Here is a 17158-nt window from a genome sequence, read left to right as displayed (position 1 = left end):
GCTGTGAGGTGAGATATGAAAAAAGTACTTGTTATTCTTGCAGACGGATTTGAAGAGATAGAAGCGGTGACGGTCATTGATATACTTCGCCGAGCGGAGATAGATACTGTTACATGTTCACTGAAAGCGGGACTTGTTGAGAGTGCCAGAGGGATGTGTGTTCAGGCGGATACTGAGATTTCCAAAATAGATTCAGATGATTATGACATGATAGTTTTGCCGGGCGGGTCTCTCGGTGCTAAGAACATAGACGGGAATGAGCAGGTCAGAAATATCGTTGAAAAATATAACCGCGAGGAAAAATTTATAGCTGCCATATGTGCGGCGCCCTATATACTTGCAAAGAGCGGGCTGATAAAAGACTGCATGATGACCTGTTATCCGGCATACAAAGGCATTGTTGAACAGGTATGCGACTATCAGGTGGCAGAGGTTGTGGTTGACGAACACATTATAACCAGCCGCGGACCTGCAACAGCGCCGGAATTTGCCTTTACTCTGGTGGAACTTCTGAAAAGCGATGAGGCGGCACAGGAACTGCGCGAGGCAATGCTCTACGATCTGAAGTAATTAGCACATAATTTGCTGACATTCTGTATACGAGGTGCAATTATGAACAGTATATGGAGTGTTAAAGAAACTGAAAACGACGGGAACGTTCAGTTCAAAAAACCGTCAACTGTTTCTGAACAAGTGGATTTTACGTTAATGATGATGAACATGTCCGACACATCTGCTGTGGATCTGTTCAATGCGGCGGCGGAAGGAAGTACCCTTTCCGTTGATCAGCCCCTTCTGCCCACGCGTCAGAATGTGGAGGAAATTTCCGCCTATATGGAAGATCAGATCAACGATGCTTTCAAGAGGGCGGGCATCAGCACTGATGAGGCGGTCACTTTCACCGTTGGTTCGGATGGCAGTCTGAAAGTTACGGGTGACAGGGACGATATCGGCGAGATTCAGGAGCTTTTTGAGAATAATACGGATCTTTCAGACAAGATGAAGACTTTTATCGGGCTGGCATCTGAAATGCCGAAGTTTGAAAGAGCCATAGAGTTCCAGATTAAGTATGAGAATGCCGACAGCAAGAAAGAGATAGACGCCCTGCTGAAAGAATACGCCGACCTGTTCGACGGCAAGGAGCATTATGACTCCACCTTTGCCTTTGACAGCGGCAAAATGGATATAGAAACTACGTTTACAGCATGAAAAAGGGGCTCGCGCCCCTTCTCTTTATTTCTTTATAAAAGCGGTCAGTTTTTCGTAATCGGGAGCGTTTGTAGCTTCGGGAACAATTTCCGCATAGGTCACAACATCGTTTTTGTCCACGACGAAAACGGCGCGTGCGAGCAGACGCAGTTCTTTTATCAGAACGCCGAAAGCTGTTCCGAAGGAAGCTTCTTTGTGGTCGCTGAGAGCCACAGCCTTGTCAATTTCGGCGACTGTGCAGAATCTTTTGATTGCGAACGGAAGATCCATGCTGATGTTCAGCATAACAATGTCGTCGCCCATTGACGCTACTTCTGTGTTAAGTCTGCGGAGTTGGAAATCACAGACGGGAGTGTCCAGAGAAGGGGTAACGCTGATAACTTTCGTTTTGCCCGCATAGTCTTTAAGTGATACGGGAGCGAGTGTCTGGGAGACTACTGTAAAATCGGGCGCTTTATCGCCGACCTTCACTTCGCCGCCGACGAGTGTCATGGGATTGCCTTTCATGGTTACGATGCCGGTTTTTTCCATAAAAATCTCCTTGATTTTGAATGTATGCGATTATACACTTATTCTATCCTGTATTGACAGAAAAAAGGTGTTTTTTGTTTACAAACATTTCCAAAAATCCGATTGCTTAATGCGGACATAGGTTTAAAAGATCAGAGGGTCTTTTGTGCCTTTTCGTCCGTTTCTCAAAACCTTAACAATACCACTGACTTAAAAATACGGAGAATGGAAATGAACGATAGATTCAGAGTTATCTTTGCATCCAGAGAAATTTATGAACTTAAGGGCGGATACCGTGCGGTGCTTTCCGGCAAATTAAGAAATACCGCAGAAAGCCTCCCTGTTGTTGGTGATATGGTCGTCTGTTCCGACGGATACGTTATAGAGAGCATAGAGCCTCGTAAAACGGAGCTGAAAAGAAGCAGTCCTTCTGGCGGCGCTGGGATGCAGGTTCTGGCGGCGAACGCAACACATCTGCTCATAGTGATGGCGATGGGAGCCGGATTCAGCATCCGCAGACTGGAGCGCTTTCTGGTGCTTGCCGCGTCGGCAGGGATACAGCCTGTTGTGGCGCTGACCAAGTGCGACCTTGTGAATCCTGTGGACGCTGCCGTTGCAGAGAGCGAGGTCAAAGAAGCGGCGGATATTCCCGTGTTTTGTACCAGTACCGTCACCGGCGAGGGTATCGGTGAGCTTTCCGCTTATTTTTCGGAAGGGGATATAATCTGTCTTGCAGGACTTTCCGGCGCCGGAAAATCAAGTCTGCTCAATGCATTTTGCAATACAGACTTTGAAACGTCCGCCGTGCGCGAGAGCGACGGAAAAGGCAAACATACGACAACTGCCAGACACTTCATAGAGACCGGAAAAGGATATTCTTTCATAGACACGCCTGGGATTCGTGAGGTTGGGATTGGCGGTGATGCTGGTGCCGTTGAAGAGGTGTTCGACGACATAGCAAAATATGCGAAAATGTGCCGTTTTTCCGACTGCACGCACACTGGCGAGCCGGATTGTGCAGTTCTTGCGGCTGTGGCGTCCGGTGCGCTGAGTGCTGAAAGACTTGCCGGTATGCATAAGCTGAAAAAAGAGTCGGCGGCGAAGAACGAATCAGAGCGGAAAGTCAGGGATAAAAAGTTGTCAAAGACTGTGAAACAGATCAAAAAACTGGGCGGAACCCGTCACTGATATAGGCAGTTTCAAAACTGAACGAAATATGATATGCTGGCTTATGTTTTAATCTGAGGTGTTTTATGCCTAATGTTACAAGAATTACGGTATCCATAGATGAACCGCTTCTGGAGCAGTTTGAGAAATTCCTTGCGGATAACGGCTATCCCACCCGTTCGGAGGGTGTCAAAAGTATAATGCGCAAGGCGCTCATAGAAAATGAATGGCTGACGGAGAACACTGACGTTGCCGCTACCATAAGCATGGTTTACGACCACCACAAAGCGGGCGTTATGCAGAAACTTACGGATATCCAGCATGATTTCGGTGAGCTTGTGGTCTGCACGCAGCACGTCCACCTTGACCATCACAACTGCATGGAGGTTCTTATCCTGAAAGGACTTGCCTCAAGGATACAGGCTTTCCATAACGCGCTTAAATCGGTTAAGGGACTGAAACACTGTACACTTTCCGCCGCCACAACAGGCGAGGATATTCACTGATCTATAAAAACATCCGCTGCCTGTTCGGCAAGCTGCTGACGTAATTTCAATTGTTCGGGTGAATCTATTGCGACGCGCACAGCGAAGTAATAGGTTTCATCCGGACATTCGTAATATCCCACATACCAGCCGGAACCGTCTTTTGTTGCCCAGCCTGTTTTTGCGTATTGCGTACAGCCTTTAAAACTGCCGGAAAGCATCGCATCCTGAACGTATCTGACCGCCGTCTGATTCAGACGGAAATAATTCGTGTTGAATTTCTGCAGGAAATCTATCTCCTCAACGGGGCTTATTCTCAAATTACCGATGAGCCAGAAAGGATAATCGCCCGATATATCTTTATTGCCGTAGTTGAAAGCCGAAACGTATACGTTCAGCACATCCTGTCCGAGCCTTTTTCCGACCTCTTCAAACACCCACACGGCACTGACTTTTATGGCTTCGTTCAGGGTCATATCCCGATCCAATTCATCTCTGCCGCGATTTTTACCGTCCCATTTGAATACTTCGTCAGGCTTGATAATACCTGAATCCAGTGCCGCGAGAGCGTGGGGAACTTTAAACGTGCTGGCGGGGAGTGTTTCGGTTGCGGCTTTTGCAATATCTGAAACGTATAGAATGTTTTTTGATGCCGGATAGAAAGCTATCGCTGCGTTATAGGGAGCGGCAATCTTTTTAAGGACGTCCGATTGCTGAATTTCGTATGCGTGTGCTGTTGAGAAACAGAGGAGCAGAATTATTAAATATTTCATAATCTTAAAAAGGGACCGCCGTTTCCGGCAGTCCCGTGTGTGACTGTTATCTTCCCAGAAGAGGAAAACCGAGTTCCTCTCTGTGTTTCAGATAGTTTTCAGCGCATATCTTTGCCAGATAACGCACGCGGGCAATATAGCCTGTGCGTTCGGTGACGGATATTGCGCTTCTGGCATCCAGAAGGTTGAAAGTGTGGCTGCATTTCAGGCAGTAGTCGTATGCCGGAAGGGGCAGGTTCACTCCGTTCAGCCTCTTGCATTCGTTTTCGTACATGTCGAAAAGCTTGAAAAGCATGTCCGTGTCGGCATGTTCAAAGTTGTGGGCGGAATACTGAACCTCATTGGCGTGGTAAACGTCTCTGTAGGTTATCTTTTCGTTCCACTTAAGGTCATAGACGGACTCAACGCCCTGAAGGTACATGGTGATACGTTCAAGACCGTAGGTTATCTCGCCTGAAACTGGTTTCAGGTCGATACCGCCCGCCTGCTGGAAATAGGTGAACTGGGTGATCTCCATACCGTCCAGCCAGACCTCCCAGCCAAGACCCCACGCGCCGAGGGTGGGGGATTCCCAGTCGTCCTCAACGAAGCGGATGTCGTGTTCTGTCTTGTCTATGCCGAGCTGTTTCAGAGACTCAAGATAGAGTTCCTGAATATTATCGGGTGAAGGTTTCAGGATCACCTGAAACTGATAGTAGTGCTGGAGTCTGTTGGGGTTTTCCCCGTATCTGCCGTCTGTGGGTCTGCGGCTGGGTTCCACATAACAAACGTTCCATGGTTCAGGTCCCAGACAGCGCAGGAATGTTGCGGGGTTGAATGTACCCGCACCCACCTCTATGTCGTATGGCTGATACACTATACAGCCCTGATCAGCCCAAAATCTTTGAAGTTTCAGTATGACGTCCTGAAAATACATTAGCTTTTCTCCGTTATTTCTTTGCTCTGGCGGCGTGGGCTTTCAGAGGAAGCGCGTGGAGCTTGATGAAGCCCACTGCGTCTGTCTGGTTGTATGCGCCCGCGTCGTCTTCCATGGAAACCACAAGCTGGTTGTACAGCGAGTATTTGGATTCGCGTCCGATGCAAGTAATGTTGCCTTTGTACAGTTCGAGACGGACTTTGCCTGTTACAAACTTCTGGCTTTCGTCAAGCAGAGCGCGCAGGCAGTCCATTTCTGGGCTGTACCAGTAACCGTTGTATACCAGAGTTGCGAATCTCGGCATAAGGGTTTCTTTAAGGTTGATGGTTGCGCCGTCCAGCGTAAGCGCCTCAAGGTCGCGGTGTGCAGCGTAAAGGATGGTGCCGCCGGGTGTTTCATACACACCGCGGGATTTCATTCCCACATATCTGCTTTCAACCATATCTATACGTCCGATGCCGTGTTTTCCGCCTATTTTGTTAAGCTCTTTCAGCATTTCTGCCGGAGAGTATTTTTTGCCGTTCAGTTTGACAGCCACGCCCTTCTCAAATTTAAGCTCGATGATTTCCGCTTCGTCGGGGGCGTTTTTCGGATCGACAGTGTATTCAAACATGTCTGCCGGCGGGCGTTTTGACGGGTCTTCGAGGATACCCGCTTCAAAGCTTATGTGGAGCAGGTTGTCGTCGGAGCTCCATGGCTTGTCAGAAGTCGCCTTAACGGGGATTCCGTGTTCCTGTGCGAAGTCCATGGCTTCTTTACGTCCTTTAATAACGTTAAAGAATTCAGGCATTCTCCACGGAACTATGGTTTTCAGTTCGGGGTTCAGGGCAGCGGCTGTAAGCTCGAAACGAACCTGGTCGTTTCCTTTGCCTGTTGCGCCGTGCGCAAGGAATTTCGCGCCTGTTTTCTCTGCCACTTCAACCATTCCCTTTGCGATGATGGGACGTGCAAGAGAAGTGCCGAGCAGGTATCTGCCTTCGTAAACTGCGTTGAATTTTACCGCTTCAAAAACGAAGTCTTTTACGAATTCTTCTTTAAGGTCGAGTGCATAGAAATCCACTGCGCCGGATTTCATAGCTTTTTCTTTGATGGCTTCAACATCGGGAAGCTGACCGAGGTCTGCAACGTATGCTACAACGTCATAACCCTTAAGCTGGAGCCATTTCAGGATAACGGATGTGTCCAGACCGCCGGAATAGGCGAGAACAACTTTATCTTTTGCCATTTTGTCCCTCCGAAAATTTGTATATGTCCTTAGATTGCCGCAGGTGCGGCAGTCTGTATTTACTTGTCTCCCATCACCTTGAGCATGACGGCTTTCTGGGCATGGAGTCTGTTCTCCGCCTCATCCCAGATTATAGAGCTTTTCCCTTCAAGAACGTCCTCTGTCACCTCAAGCCCTCTGTACGCGGGCAGACAGTGCATGAACAGAGTCTCTTTTCCTGTCGCAGCCATAAGAGCCGCGTTGACCTGATAGTCTTTGAATATCTTTTTGCGCGCTTCTTTTTCGGCTTCCTGTCCCATGCTTGCCCACACGTCGGTGTAGATGAAGTCCGCACCTTTAACGGCGTCGTAGGGATCGCGCACCAGTTCTATTTTAGCACCGGTGGTTTCCGCTGTCTTCCTCGCTTCGTCATAAACGTGCTTTTTACATTCGTAGCCTTCGGGAGATGCCACGCTGATATCTATGCCGAATTTTGCCGCACCGTAAAGCCATGACTGAGCCATGTTGTTCCCGTCACCGATAAACGCTACTTTGACATCGTATGAATGTTTGTATTCATAGATGGTCTGGAGGTCTGCCATCACCTGACAGGGGTGGAAGTCGTCCGTGAGACCGTTGATAACGGGAACTGATGCATATTCTGCCAGTTCTTCGATTATCTCGTGTCCCTTGGTTCTTATCATGATGCCGTCGACGTATCTGGAAAGAGTGCGTGCGGTATCTTTGATGGTTTCTCCTCTGCCGAGCTGTATATCGTTTGAGCTGAGGTAAAGCGGATAGCCGCCCAGCTCGTACATGCCGGTTTCAAAGGAGACCCTTGTCCTTGTTGAGGGTTTTTCAAAGATCATCGCCAGTTTTTTGCCTTCCAGATGGTGATGGCGTACGTTGTTTCTGTTTTCCGCTTTCAGTCTGATCGCGGTCTGTATCATCTCTTTAAGGTCTTCTGCGCTCCAGTCTCTCAGTGTTAAAAAATCTCTTTTCATATCATTCACCTATACCCATTTCGGACGCAGATTTCTTAATGAGGGCAAGACCTTCGTCAAGCTCTTCGTATGTTATCGTAAGGGGCGGATATATCCTTATTACGTCGTTTCCTGCCGGAATGACGATAAGTCCGTTGTTCATGCATTTTTCAATGAATTCCTTCTGTCTGCCGGGAACCTTTATGCCTGACATAAGGGCGAGTCCGTGAACGGTCACCTCGGTCTGGTAGAATATTTCGTTCAGTTTGCCGAGAAAATAGTCGCCTTTTTCGCGTACGTCCTGCATGAAGCCTTTTTCCGTCATAACATCAAGAACAGCCATCGCCGCGGCACATGCAAGGTAGCCGCCGCCGAAGGTGCTTCCGTGTGTGCCTGCGGAAAGGTATTCCGCAATTTCATGTTTCGCCATAACAGCGCCCATAGGGATACCGTTTGCGATGCCCTTCGCCATTGTTATGATGTCCGGCGTGATGCCGAAATGCTTATACGCGAAGATATCGCCTGTGCGTCCGAACCCTGTCTGTATCTCGTCGAGAATGAGCAGGATGTCGTATTTCGCGCAGTACTCTGAAACCTCCACAAGGAAGTCTCTGGAAATTAGTTCCAGACCGCCTTCGCCCTGTATAAGCTCAAGCATGACAGCCGCCACGTCGCCCTTTTTGACCTCGCTGAGAAACTCGCCGAAGTCGTTTTGTTTGATGTGGACAAAGCAGTCCATTGTAGGCTCGAAGCCTTTTTTAACCTTTTCCTGTCCTGTGGCGGAAAGGGTCATGTAGGTTCTGCCGTGGAACGAGTTTTGCAGGGTTATTACTCTGTTTCTCTTTCCTTCGTACTTTTTATTGCCGTATATCCTTGCTATTTTAAGCGCCGCTTCGTTTGCCTCGGCGCCTGAGTTGCAGAAGAAAACATCGCCACCGAAACCACATCGGTTCAGCCTGTCCGCGAGCTGTTCCTGAATAGGGTTGTGATACAGGTTCGACGTGTGTATCAGCGTCTCTGCCTGTTTTTGAATGGCTTTTGTTACATGCGGGTGGCAGTGTCCGAGGTTCACCACGGAAATTCCGCACCCGAAATCCAGAAATGATCTGCCGTCTGCCTCGGTAAGCCTTGCTCCTTCGCCTTTGACGAATGTCAGAGGATACCGTGCGTAGTTCTGAAAAATTGCGGACATTTTTTACTCCTAAAAGATGAGTTCTGAACATTGTCCGGCGTATCAGCGCAATAGTGAGATCGCCGCGTTGCTAGTGCTCCTCGCGAAGACGAAAATGTGTCTCTGCGAGGGCTTGTCCCGAAGCAGTCTCATTAATTATGAGGCTGAAGATCACTTAGCCGAACGCTGTTCGGGAAAACTCTATTAAAAGCACATTTGCAATGGTAATTCAAGGATTTTTCCCGTTTGTCAAGTGTGTCTGTATAAAAATAACAATATTTTAAATTTTAGTGATATAATTAAATATAAAAACTTGTGTCTCAATTATTTCTTTTGAAGCCGTCCGGTATTTTCCGGCGGCGAGGAGCTATGCATGATATCCACTATGTCGCCTTTAATGGTGCTTTTGTTTGCCTGCATTTCTGCAGGTGTGTGTCTTGCGGTATATCTGACTTTCGGAAAGAAGAGATAACGTAAAGTGTTGTGCAGATACGGAAGTGTTTTAATTCAGTAATAATTGTTTTTTTAGCCGCCCTAAGGGGCGGCTTTTATTTGTAAAAAGTGTCCGTAACGTTTCCGTTTTCGTCCATTATCTTTTTAAATCTTTTATGGAGCAGATACCACTGGTCGGGATATTTTCTGATGATATCCTCGTAGACACCGTTTACCCTGCGCGCAACGTCGTAAATGCGCTCCTTCGGTTTAAGGCTCATGTCCGGGGATATTCTCGGATATATCACCATCTTGTATGACTTTTTAGTGCGTATCAGGAAAACGGGCTGAATGTCCGTGTTTCTGCGTACGGAGAGCATGGGAATTCCTTTAATGAAGGTTGTGTTAAGTCCGAAAAAGGGGACGAAGATACTGTCTTTCTGCACAGCGGAATGATCCAGCAGGGAGCCGACGTTAATACCCTTTTCAAGCAGTTCAGGCACCATCTCCGCAACGTATCTGTGACCGATGTGGATGAGACGGTCGTTTTCTCTTTGTCTTACAAGGAAATCGTTTATTCTGCTGTCTTTCATCTTCCGTCCGATCACTCCGCATTTTGTATCGAACAGGATTGTGAAGAAAATAGCGGAAAGCTCCCAGCACCCTATGTGGGCACTGATGAGAAAATAGCTCTTGGTTGTGTTGATAGATGCGCCGCCGACATATTCGACATCTATTTCGTCAGCCATATCCGGTTTTATCCTGTGGTTGTACATTGATTCGGCGAATGTTGCGAAGCTGTGTCTGAACGAGCTTTTCGCAACCGTCTTCGGATCTTTCACGCCGATAATTTCCGCGTTTTTTTCTGCGACCTTTCTGCGGGACGGGCTGACATGATAATAAAACGTGCCTAGTGCCATTCCTGTGCGGCGCAGTGCTTTGAATGACAGCAGAGACGACAGTGCGAAGAGAAGTCTAGCCAGCGGATACATCTGCCACCGCCTCTTTTATCTTTGTCATTATGCCTTCCTGCTGTGCGTCCATTTCACTGAAAAAGCCATTGAAGTCGGCTTCTGTCAGCGGTGCCGTTATGTATCTGGCGATATCGTCCGCGCTGCTGACTGTTACGGCAGCATTATATTTTGATGCCGTTATAAAAATTTCTCTGAAATTTGCCATATTGGAACCCACGCAGACCTGTTTTTCAAACATCACTGCCTCGTAAATATTGTGTCCGCCTGTATTGTCCAGTGAGCCGCCGACGAATATTCTGTCGGACATAGCGTAAAGCTCGTCCAGCGTTCCGAATTTGTCTGAAACTATGACCTGCGTGTCGTGATTTTGTTCTGTCAGTCTGCTGACGGTCAGTCCCGCCTTTTCTGCTAGGAGTACAACATCGCCGACACGGTTCATGTGTCTGGGTGCTATAACGAGTTTACCGCCGTATCCGCTCTTTTTAAAGGCTTCGATAATGATTTCCTCTTCGCCTTTGTGTGTGCTTGCTGCGGAGAATATCTTATGTCCGTTGAGGTACGCATATTCCTTCGGTTCGGGCTTCGGCTTGCGCGTCTGAAATTTTATATTGCCCAGTGTCTCTATGTTTTTCTTATTGCCTGTCACGGCGGCGAACCTTTCGGTGTCATCTGCGCTTTTCGTATAGATTGTCTGAAATTTACTGAGGAGCGGTGCGAATACGAATCGGAAGCGGACGTAGCTCTTTGAGCTGCGGTCGGACATTCTGGCGTTCAGCATGAACAGTTTTGTGTGTTTTGCCGCGGAGTTTATCAGGTTGAACCAGAGTTCCGTGTCTATGATTATAAGCGCTCTGACGTTCATGTAATGAATTATGTGCGCCACTGCCAGCGAGTTCTCAATAGGAAGCAGAAAAGCGTGATAAGGCGTTATGAGACGCTGTGCCTCCTGTTTTCCTGTGGCTGTGGTGGTGCTTACTATAATATTAAGGTCAGGGAAATCCGACTTTATCATATCTGTGATGAGTTTTAGGCTGCGCACCTCGCCCACGCTTGCGCAGTGGAACCAGATGCTTTTTGAAGGCGGTTCGGGGAAGGTGACAAACCCCAGACGCTCGAAGAAGTCTCCGTCCTCCTTTTTTTTCAAAGCCATAAGATAGCCTATCGGCATCAGAAAAGGAATAAGGACGAAAAGTATTATGTTATAAAATATTTTTACAATCAGCACTCGTTGCTTCCATCATTTTTTTCTGCACGTCGGAAAGTTCCGCGGCAGTGGTCTCTTTGTTCAGAGAGTCAGAAACGTATATGGGTTCAGAAAATATAAGCGTTATGCGGGAAAACGGTTTGGGTATCAGGAAATTATCCCAGCTCCGCGTGCGCCAGAACCTTTTGCAGTCCATCAGCAGGGGGACAAGGATACAGTCTGCCTTTTTGGCAAGATACAGACCGCCCGTTTTCACCTGATATTTGGGGCCTTTCGGGCCGTCCGCCGCCATTGCCCCGTGCCAGCCTTTGTTCATAAGGTCGAGCATTTCCAGAGTACCGGAAGCCGCACCTTTTGAAGATGATGCGCGCACTACCTTGTTTTTGCCCATCGCTTCCACAACAGGGGCGAAGAGATCGCCGTCCTTGCTTTTGGATATCATGGTGACAAACGGATGCTTTTTATTGCGGAAACCCACAATACCCATAAGCTGGTTGTGCCATAACAGGAAGACTATCCGCTTTGTTTCAGCCAGTTTTTCAAAGTCTTCAAAACCTTTGAGTCGATAGCGGAAAGTGGAGAGATATATTTTAACAAGTGTTTTGACAATGAATACTTTTATCATACCCGCACAATATATTAATGCAGACGGCGATGCAAACACAATTTTTCTGTTGCGCCCGTTCAGTGGGAAATGGTAAAAACCCTGTTATGGAAATCAGAGGCACAACCGTTGTAGCGGTAAAAAAAGACGGAAAAACCGCCATTGGCGCGGATGGACAGGTGACATTCGGAAACACTGTGCTTAAGCACAATGCAAAGAAGGTCAGAAAAGTTTATAACAATAAGGTTCTCTGCGGTTTTGCAGGGTCAACTGCGGACGCATTCACCCTTATGGAGCGGTTCGAGGCGAAACTTGAACAGCACGGAGGACAGCTTTTGCGCGCGGCTGTTGAGCTTGCAAAAGACTGGCGCACCGACAGATATCTGCGCAGGCTGGAAGCAATGATGGTGGTCGCCGACGGAAAGGAACTATACATAATCACAGGCAACGGCGATGTTGTCGAACCGCAGAAAGGAGTTGCGGCTATAGGTTCCGGCGGACCCTATGCACAGGCGGCAGCGACAGCACTCACTGAAAATACCGAACTTTCCGCATTGCAGATTGTCGAAAAGGCACTGCGTATAGCTGCGGATATCTGCATATATACGAACGACAACCTGACCATTGAGGAGATCTAGTGGAAGACTATACCCCCAAAAAGATAGTTGAAGAACTCGATAAATATGTGGTGGGACAGCATAATGCAAAAAAAGCAGTCGCCATCGCTCTCAGAAACAGATACAGAAGGATGCAGCTTCCCAAAGCAATTCAGGAAGAAATAGCACCGAAAAACATAATTCTAATCGGACCCACGGGCGTCGGAAAGACGGAAGTGGCGCGCAGGCTGGCAAAGCTGGCAAAATCACCTTTTATAAAAGTTGAAGCGAGTAAATACACCGAGGTGGGATACGTCGGACGCGATGTTGAAAGCATGGTTCGCGACCTGATGGAAATAGCTGTCGGCATGGTGCGCGATGAGAAAAAAACTTCCGTTATGGACAAGGCAAAGCTGAATGCAGAGGAGAGACTTCTCGATCTGCTCATTCCGCCAACAACCGGATTCGCAGAGCAGGAAACCGGAACTCGCGAAAAATTCCGCACTAAACTGCGCGACGGCGAACTTGAAGACCGCACGGTTGAAGTGGACGTAGAAGACGCGGCTCCCAACGTTGAGGTGTTCACTAACATCGGCATGGAGGACATGACCTCCGGCATATCCGATATGATGAAAAACATCTTCCCCGCAAAAAAACGCAAAAGAAAAATGAAGATAAGCGAGGCGCGCGGCATACTTGAAATGCAGGAATCGGCACGCCTTATAGATATGGACGACGTTAAAGACGTTGCCAGACAGAGAGTGCAGCAGAGCGGCATAATCTTTCTGGATGAGATAGACAAGATATGCGCATCCGCATCAGCAGGCGCAAAGGGCGGCGACATCTCCCGCGAAGGAGTGCAGCGCGACCTTCTGCCCATTGTCGAAGGTTCAAATGTGAACACTAAATACGGCATGGTGCGCACAGACCATATTCTTTTCATCGCGGCTGGTGCTTTCCACACCGCGAAACCCACAGACCTTATCCCCGAACTTCAGGGACGTTTCCCCATCAGGGTTGAGCTTGAGCCTCTGACAACTGAAGATTTCATCCGCATACTGAAAGAACCCCAGAACAGCCTCACAAAACAGTACAGCTCGCTTCTCGGCGCTGACGGTGTTGAGGTCAGGTTCACCGACGACGGCATCGAACGCATCGCGCAGATGGCAGACGAGCTTAACCGCTCGCTGGAGAATATCGGCGCAAGAAGACTGCATACAATAGTTGAAAAACTGCTTGAGGAAGTTTCATACGAAGCTCCGGAGATAGATAATAAGGACGTTACCGTGGATGCGGCATACGTTGACGGACATCTTGCGGAGATCGTTAAAGACAGAGACCTCAGCAGATATGTGCTGTAAAGAATAACCGAGGTATAGATTAATGAAGAAACTGATATTTATTCTGGTTCTGATGGTTCCTCTGGCGGCTTTTGCCAGATTTGAAAAACTGGTCAGCGACATAGATGTGATGTTTGCAAAAATGACCGGATACGTTGTCAACTCCGAAGAGGGCACCATTTACACCGACCTCGGCAGAGACAAGGGTGTTTATAACGGCATGACCCTCAAAGTATACAGAGAGAACGAACCCATTATTCACCCCATAACCGGTGAAGTGCTCGGCAACAAAAAACTGTATGTCGGCGACCTTAAGATCACCGACGTTCAGGATAAATTCTCAACAGGTGTTATGACCGTTCAGCAGAGAGCACCCCAGAAAGGTGATCTTGCAATAGTGACGCCTCCCGTTGACGTTACTGTTAATATAGAGGACATGCCCAAACGTCTGGATGTGCTCCTTCGTGAGGACTTAAGCAAGGCTAACAACATTGTTGTAAAAGACAAAGCAAGGCTTGGCATCACCTTCACCCAGAGAGAAGAGGGCGGTATCGAGTATAAGATAACGGATTCAGTGAACAAAGCGGTCATCTACTCAAAATACTTTTCAGATGTTGATACTCAGGAAGGTCAGAGTATGAATGCCGCAAAGGATATAGTCACAGGAGCCCCTATTGACAAAGCATACAAAAGTATGGCTGTCGGACACATTAAAAATGACGACAAAATATATATAGTGACTGCAACGGAGAAGGCTGTTGATTTTTATACATTCGACGGCAAAGGTTTCAAACCCGCGGGCTCAATAGATGCCAAGCTTAAAGATATCCAGCACGTTGAGGTTGCAGATCTGAACGGTAATGGTGTTGAGGAGATTTTCGTCGTTACAGTTGTCGACGACCAGTATGTCAAAACAAAAGCTTTTGAGTTTGACGGTAAGAAATTCAAAGAGGTTGAGGACAACATCCCCTATATCCTGCGTACTGTATATGTGAAAGGTATCAAAAAGATAGTTGCACAACGCATCGGTCAGGACGGAACCTATCTCGGCAACGTTCAGGAACTTGTATGGCGCGACGGAAAATATGAACGTGGTCAGGTTGTTTCACCAGCCAGAGGTGTCAATGTATACGGCTTCGGATATGCTGACATCGACGGTGACGGAACAGACGAGGTCTTCAATATCAATGAAGATTACAAAATAGATGTTTATAACGGTACCGTAAAAAAATACACTTCTGTGGAGGAATTCGGACAGACCCCTTATTCTTTCACCATGGAACTTGAGAAACTGGAGCAGTTCAAGACAACGGAAGAAGACGACCCCTTCACAACGGAGAAAAATAAAAAATATATCAAAGGAAGGGTCTTTGTTAACTCCGACGGTAATATATACGTTGTGAAAAACTCCGAAAAATATAAGATGCTGAACAGGATGAAAGCATACGGTTCATCATACTTTACAGTATTCGGATGGGACGGTAAAAGACTTCGTCAGGTATGGACCTCAGATGTCTTCCAGCCTGTCATAGTGGACTATTTCATGTACGAGGAGTTCGGCAGAACCTACCTGTTTATGCTCAGGAATTTTTCGGACGGTTTGTTCAGCGGAGACAAGTCGGAACTGATATATATAGAAACAAAATAGGAAAAAGCATTTTTCTAAAGTTTATATAGATATAGGCGATTGTGTAAAAACAGTTCGGATGTTTGACAGTTTAACGGCTTATTTCCCGTTTACGCCAATAGTTAATGCAATATGTATCTAATGTGCGGAAGTTATTGACAAAAAACGCACATTTTTTTGACTTGCGTTTAAATCGATTTGGGTTTAAAAAGAGCTTTCGCGGATGTTTCGACAGTTGACAGAGCACGCATTTCCGGTTAACTATGTGCTGGTTAAAGTATAAAAAAAGTTGTTTTGATGTTGACAGGCTGAAATATGCATGGTAACATAAAAACGATTATATAGTAGCGGTAATCCCGCAGGCTAAGAGAACAAAAGGTTACCAAAGACCTTTAAAGTAAAACCTACAGGAGGAAATGATATGAGGAAACTTTTAGTGGCTCTCATGATGGTAGCTTTCGCAGCTACAGCTTTCGCAGCTGATATTAAATTCAGCGGTTCTTATGAAGTTAACGGTAGATATACCGATAACTACAACCTTAACGGACTTTCAGAACATGTTTACACTGGCTACGGCACTGGTACTCCTACTCAAGAATACCAAAACGGTGCTCCTGTTGCTTCTGACGATGCTGTAAGTGCAAGCTGGTACAAACAAACTTTCGATCTTTGGATGAACGTTCAAACTGACAAAGACACATTCTTCAAATCAATGATCGAATTTGTCGATGACAAATATGCTAACGGAAGTCCTAACTCTCAAGACGGAGATTATGCAAAGAACGGTCTTGGTGGCGACAACTTTGAACTGCAGAGAGCATGGCTTGGTCACAACTTCGGCGGTATTCTTCTTGAAGCAGGTCTTATGAACTCAGGTACATGGGGATATGCTTTCGGTGACAACGCTGAAGGTAACATGCGTATCAAAGCTACTTTTGATGTTCCTTATGGTAAACTTTCTGTTTATACACAGAAATCTGCTGAATCCAGCGACATCAACAAAAAAGATAGCGAAGATGACGATGCAGACAAGTACTCTATCGGTTACAAAGGTACTTTCGGCGGTATCATGGTTGCTCCTAAACTTGACTATGATATCAAATCATCAGGCACCAAGAACGGCGACTATGAAGGTTCTGGCGACAGCAAAACTATCGATTTCGACCTTGCTGCCGGCGGTAAATTCGGAGCCCTCACTGTAGAAGCTGAATACCAACTTAAATCTACTTCTCTTGCTGACGAAGGTACTGGCAACAACAAAGACTATGATGTATACGGCTTCTATCTGAACGCTAACTACAACCTTGGCTCTGCAACTGTTGGTGCTCTGACTGCTTACGCATCAGTTTCAAGCGATGACGAAACTCAAGGTTACTCTTTCGGAGACGACTTTGACGTTACTTTCATCCTTGACGATGAACTTGCACTCGGCGACAAAAACGGTATCGGTATGACTGGTTTCTGGACAACTGCTCTGTACGCAACTTATGACGTTAACGACAAACTTAACGTTATGGCTAAATACGCATATGCTAAATCTAACTGGAAAAGCGATTCTGGCGCAAACAAATACCTTGAAGATGCTACAGCATGGGAACTTGATGGAATGGCAACTTACGCTATAACTAAAGACCTTAGCTACTATGTACTTGCTGGCTACGCTAAAGTAGACCTTGACGTTGATGGCGTTGATGATCCCGATGGAATCATCCTCGTTAAAAACGGTCTTGCAATCAACTTCTAATCACCTACGTGATTTAGATAGAAAGGCTCACCAATGCGGTGAGCCTTTTTTTTGACCAACTTGCACCTGTACAGCAAAATTTTTAGAAGCGCACTGAATTGTGCAATATAAAATTGCAACGCAATCCTTATTCAGATTAGTACCTTTTTTGAGAACATCTTACTTTGCTACTGCCGGTTATGTTTTGAGATACTGTTCAATATTTCTTGAATATGTGGA

Annotated in this window: 17 protein-coding genes; 8 read left to right on the top strand and 9 right to left on the bottom strand. The window is 46.8% G+C overall.

Annotated features, from left to right (window positions below):
- The first annotated feature begins 15 nt into the window (after positions 1-15).
- Positions 16-570 (top strand): DJ-1 family glyoxalase III, encoded by a 555-nt coding sequence (locus tag LRY47_RS07030; RefSeq protein ID WP_295223698.1) that lies wholly within the window; start codon positions 16-18, stop codon positions 568-570.
- 42 nt (positions 571-612) lie between these two features.
- Positions 613-1209 (top strand): hypothetical protein, encoded by a 597-nt coding sequence (locus LRY47_RS07025; protein ID WP_295223697.1) that lies wholly within the window; start codon positions 613-615, stop codon positions 1207-1209.
- 24 nt (positions 1210-1233) lie between these two features.
- Here LRY47_RS07025 and tpx read toward each other — a convergent pair whose 3' ends face one another.
- Positions 1234-1740, bottom strand: a complete 507-nt coding sequence (tpx, locus tag LRY47_RS07020) for a thiol peroxidase (RefSeq protein WP_295223696.1) — start codon at positions 1738-1740, stop codon at positions 1234-1236.
- Positions 1741-1950: 210 nt separating this feature from the next.
- Between tpx and rsgA the strand changes: the two genes are divergently transcribed.
- Together rsgA and nikR are read left to right on the top strand one after the other, a co-directional pair.
- A complete protein-coding gene (gene rsgA / locus LRY47_RS07015; protein WP_295223694.1) occupies positions 1951-2907 on the top strand; it encodes a ribosome small subunit-dependent GTPase A in 957 nt (318 codons plus the stop codon).
- A gap of 65 nt (positions 2908-2972) precedes the next feature.
- Positions 2973-3392 (top strand): nickel-responsive transcriptional regulator NikR, encoded by a 420-nt coding sequence (gene nikR / locus LRY47_RS07010; RefSeq protein ID WP_295223693.1) that lies wholly within the window; start codon positions 2973-2975, stop codon positions 3390-3392.
- On the opposite strand, the gene LRY47_RS07005 is transcribed toward nikR, so the two are convergent.
- From LRY47_RS07005 to LRY47_RS06970, 8 genes are all read right to left on the bottom strand, one after another.
- Positions 3386-4144 carry a penicillin-binding transpeptidase domain-containing protein gene (locus tag LRY47_RS07005; RefSeq protein WP_295223692.1) on the bottom strand — a complete coding sequence of 253 codons (759 nt, stop codon included), beginning with the start codon at positions 4142-4144 and terminating at the stop codon, positions 3386-3388. The genes nikR and LRY47_RS07005 overlap by 7 nt on opposite strands.
- Positions 4145-4190: 46 nt before the next feature.
- On the bottom strand, positions 4191-5060 hold the full coding sequence (glyQ, locus tag LRY47_RS07000) for a glycine--tRNA ligase subunit alpha (protein ID WP_295223690.1): 870 nt from the start codon (positions 5058-5060) through the stop codon (positions 4191-4193).
- A 13-nt stretch (positions 5061-5073) separates the two neighbouring features.
- On the bottom strand, positions 5074-6285 hold the full coding sequence (locus LRY47_RS06995; RefSeq protein WP_295223688.1) for an argininosuccinate synthase: 1212 nt from the start codon (positions 6283-6285) through the stop codon (positions 5074-5076).
- A 59-nt stretch (positions 6286-6344) separates the two neighbouring features.
- On the bottom strand, positions 6345-7268 hold the full coding sequence (argF, locus tag LRY47_RS06990; protein WP_295223687.1) for an ornithine carbamoyltransferase: 924 nt from the start codon (positions 7266-7268) through the stop codon (positions 6345-6347).
- 1 nt (position 7269) lies between these two features.
- Complete coding sequence (locus tag LRY47_RS06985) at positions 7270-8439, bottom strand: aspartate aminotransferase family protein (protein ID WP_295223686.1); 1170 nt, start codon at positions 8437-8439, stop codon at positions 7270-7272.
- Positions 8440-8966: 527 nt separating this feature from the next.
- Positions 8967-9842, bottom strand: a complete 876-nt coding sequence (locus LRY47_RS06980) for a lysophospholipid acyltransferase family protein (protein WP_295223685.1) — start codon at positions 9840-9842, stop codon at positions 8967-8969.
- Positions 9826-11049 (bottom strand): glycosyltransferase N-terminal domain-containing protein, encoded by a 1224-nt coding sequence (locus tag LRY47_RS06975; protein WP_295223684.1) that lies wholly within the window; start codon positions 11047-11049, stop codon positions 9826-9828. Before LRY47_RS06975 ends, LRY47_RS06980 begins: the two co-directional genes overlap by 17 nt.
- Positions 11024-11653 (bottom strand): lysophospholipid acyltransferase family protein, encoded by a 630-nt coding sequence (locus LRY47_RS06970; protein WP_295223683.1) that lies wholly within the window; start codon positions 11651-11653, stop codon positions 11024-11026. Before LRY47_RS06970 ends, LRY47_RS06975 begins: the two co-directional genes overlap by 26 nt.
- Positions 11654-11739: 86 nt before the next feature.
- Here LRY47_RS06970 and hslV point away from each other — a divergent pair, with 86 nt between their 5' ends.
- The 4 genes from hslV to LRY47_RS06950 all read left to right on the top strand — a co-directional run bounded on the left by hslV (position 11740) and on the right by LRY47_RS06950 (position 16939).
- Positions 11740-12270: an ATP-dependent protease subunit HslV gene (gene hslV, locus LRY47_RS06965; RefSeq protein WP_295223682.1), complete on the top strand. Its 531-nt coding sequence runs from the start codon at positions 11740-11742 to the stop codon at positions 12268-12270.
- Positions 12270-13589 (top strand): ATP-dependent protease ATPase subunit HslU, encoded by a 1320-nt coding sequence (gene hslU, locus LRY47_RS06960; protein ID WP_295223681.1) that lies wholly within the window; start codon positions 12270-12272, stop codon positions 13587-13589. Before hslV ends, hslU begins: the two co-directional genes overlap by 1 nt.
- A 22-nt stretch (positions 13590-13611) precedes the next feature.
- The gene (locus tag LRY47_RS06955; protein WP_295223680.1) at positions 13612-15216 is read left to right on the top strand and encodes a VCBS repeat-containing protein; all 1605 of its coding nucleotides are present in this window, start codon (positions 13612-13614) and stop codon (positions 15214-15216) included.
- 400 nt (positions 15217-15616) lie between these two features.
- Positions 15617-16939, top strand: a complete 1323-nt coding sequence (locus LRY47_RS06950) for a hypothetical protein (RefSeq protein ID WP_295223678.1) — start codon at positions 15617-15619, stop codon at positions 16937-16939.
- Positions 16940-17158: the final 219 nt, after the last annotated feature.

The sequence above is a fragment of the Seleniivibrio sp. genome (assembly GCF_021209385.1).
Lineage (GTDB): Bacteria > Chrysiogenota > Deferribacteres > Deferribacterales > Geovibrionaceae > Seleniivibrio.
Note: the sequence above shows the minus strand (reverse complement) of the source record. Positions and strands in the feature narration are given on the sequence as shown.

What these genes read in the sequence shown, in the direction of transcription:
- glyQ (WP_295223690.1), bottom strand. Translation starts at nt 5,060, where the DNA reads ATGTATTTTCAGGACGTCATACTGAAACTTCAAAGATTTTGGGCTGAT.
- LRY47_RS06980 (WP_295223685.1), bottom strand. Translation starts at nt 9,842, where the DNA reads ATGTATCCGCTGGCTAGACTTCTCTTCGCACTGTCGTCTCTGCTGTCA.
- nikR (WP_295223693.1), top strand. Translation starts at nt 2,973, where the DNA reads ATGCCTAATGTTACAAGAATTACGGTATCCATAGATGAACCGCTTCTG.
- LRY47_RS06970 (WP_295223683.1), bottom strand. Translation starts at nt 11,653, where the DNA reads ATGATAAAAGTATTCATTGTCAAAACACTTGTTAAAATATATCTCTCC.
- hslV (WP_295223682.1), top strand. Translation starts at nt 11,740, where the DNA reads ATGGAAATCAGAGGCACAACCGTTGTAGCGGTAAAAAAAGACGGAAAA.
- argF (WP_295223687.1), bottom strand. Translation starts at nt 7,268, where the DNA reads ATGAAAAGAGATTTTTTAACACTGAGAGACTGGAGCGCAGAAGACCTT.
- tpx (WP_295223696.1), bottom strand. Translation starts at nt 1,740, where the DNA reads ATGGAAAAAACCGGCATCGTAACCATGAAAGGCAATCCCATGACACTC.
- LRY47_RS06950 (WP_295223678.1), top strand. Translation starts at nt 15,617, where the DNA reads ATGAGGAAACTTTTAGTGGCTCTCATGATGGTAGCTTTCGCAGCTACA.
- LRY47_RS07005 (WP_295223692.1), bottom strand. Translation starts at nt 4,144, where the DNA reads ATGAAATATTTAATAATTCTGCTCCTCTGTTTCTCAACAGCACACGCA.
- LRY47_RS06995 (WP_295223688.1), bottom strand. Translation starts at nt 6,285, where the DNA reads ATGGCAAAAGATAAAGTTGTTCTCGCCTATTCCGGCGGTCTGGACACA.
- rsgA (WP_295223694.1), top strand. Translation starts at nt 1,951, where the DNA reads ATGAACGATAGATTCAGAGTTATCTTTGCATCCAGAGAAATTTATGAA.
- LRY47_RS07030 (WP_295223698.1), top strand. Translation starts at nt 16, where the DNA reads ATGAAAAAAGTACTTGTTATTCTTGCAGACGGATTTGAAGAGATAGAA.
- LRY47_RS07025 (WP_295223697.1), top strand. Translation starts at nt 613, where the DNA reads ATGAACAGTATATGGAGTGTTAAAGAAACTGAAAACGACGGGAACGTT.
- LRY47_RS06985 (WP_295223686.1), bottom strand. Translation starts at nt 8,439, where the DNA reads ATGTCCGCAATTTTTCAGAACTACGCACGGTATCCTCTGACATTCGTC.
- LRY47_RS06955 (WP_295223680.1), top strand. Translation starts at nt 13,612, where the DNA reads ATGAAGAAACTGATATTTATTCTGGTTCTGATGGTTCCTCTGGCGGCT.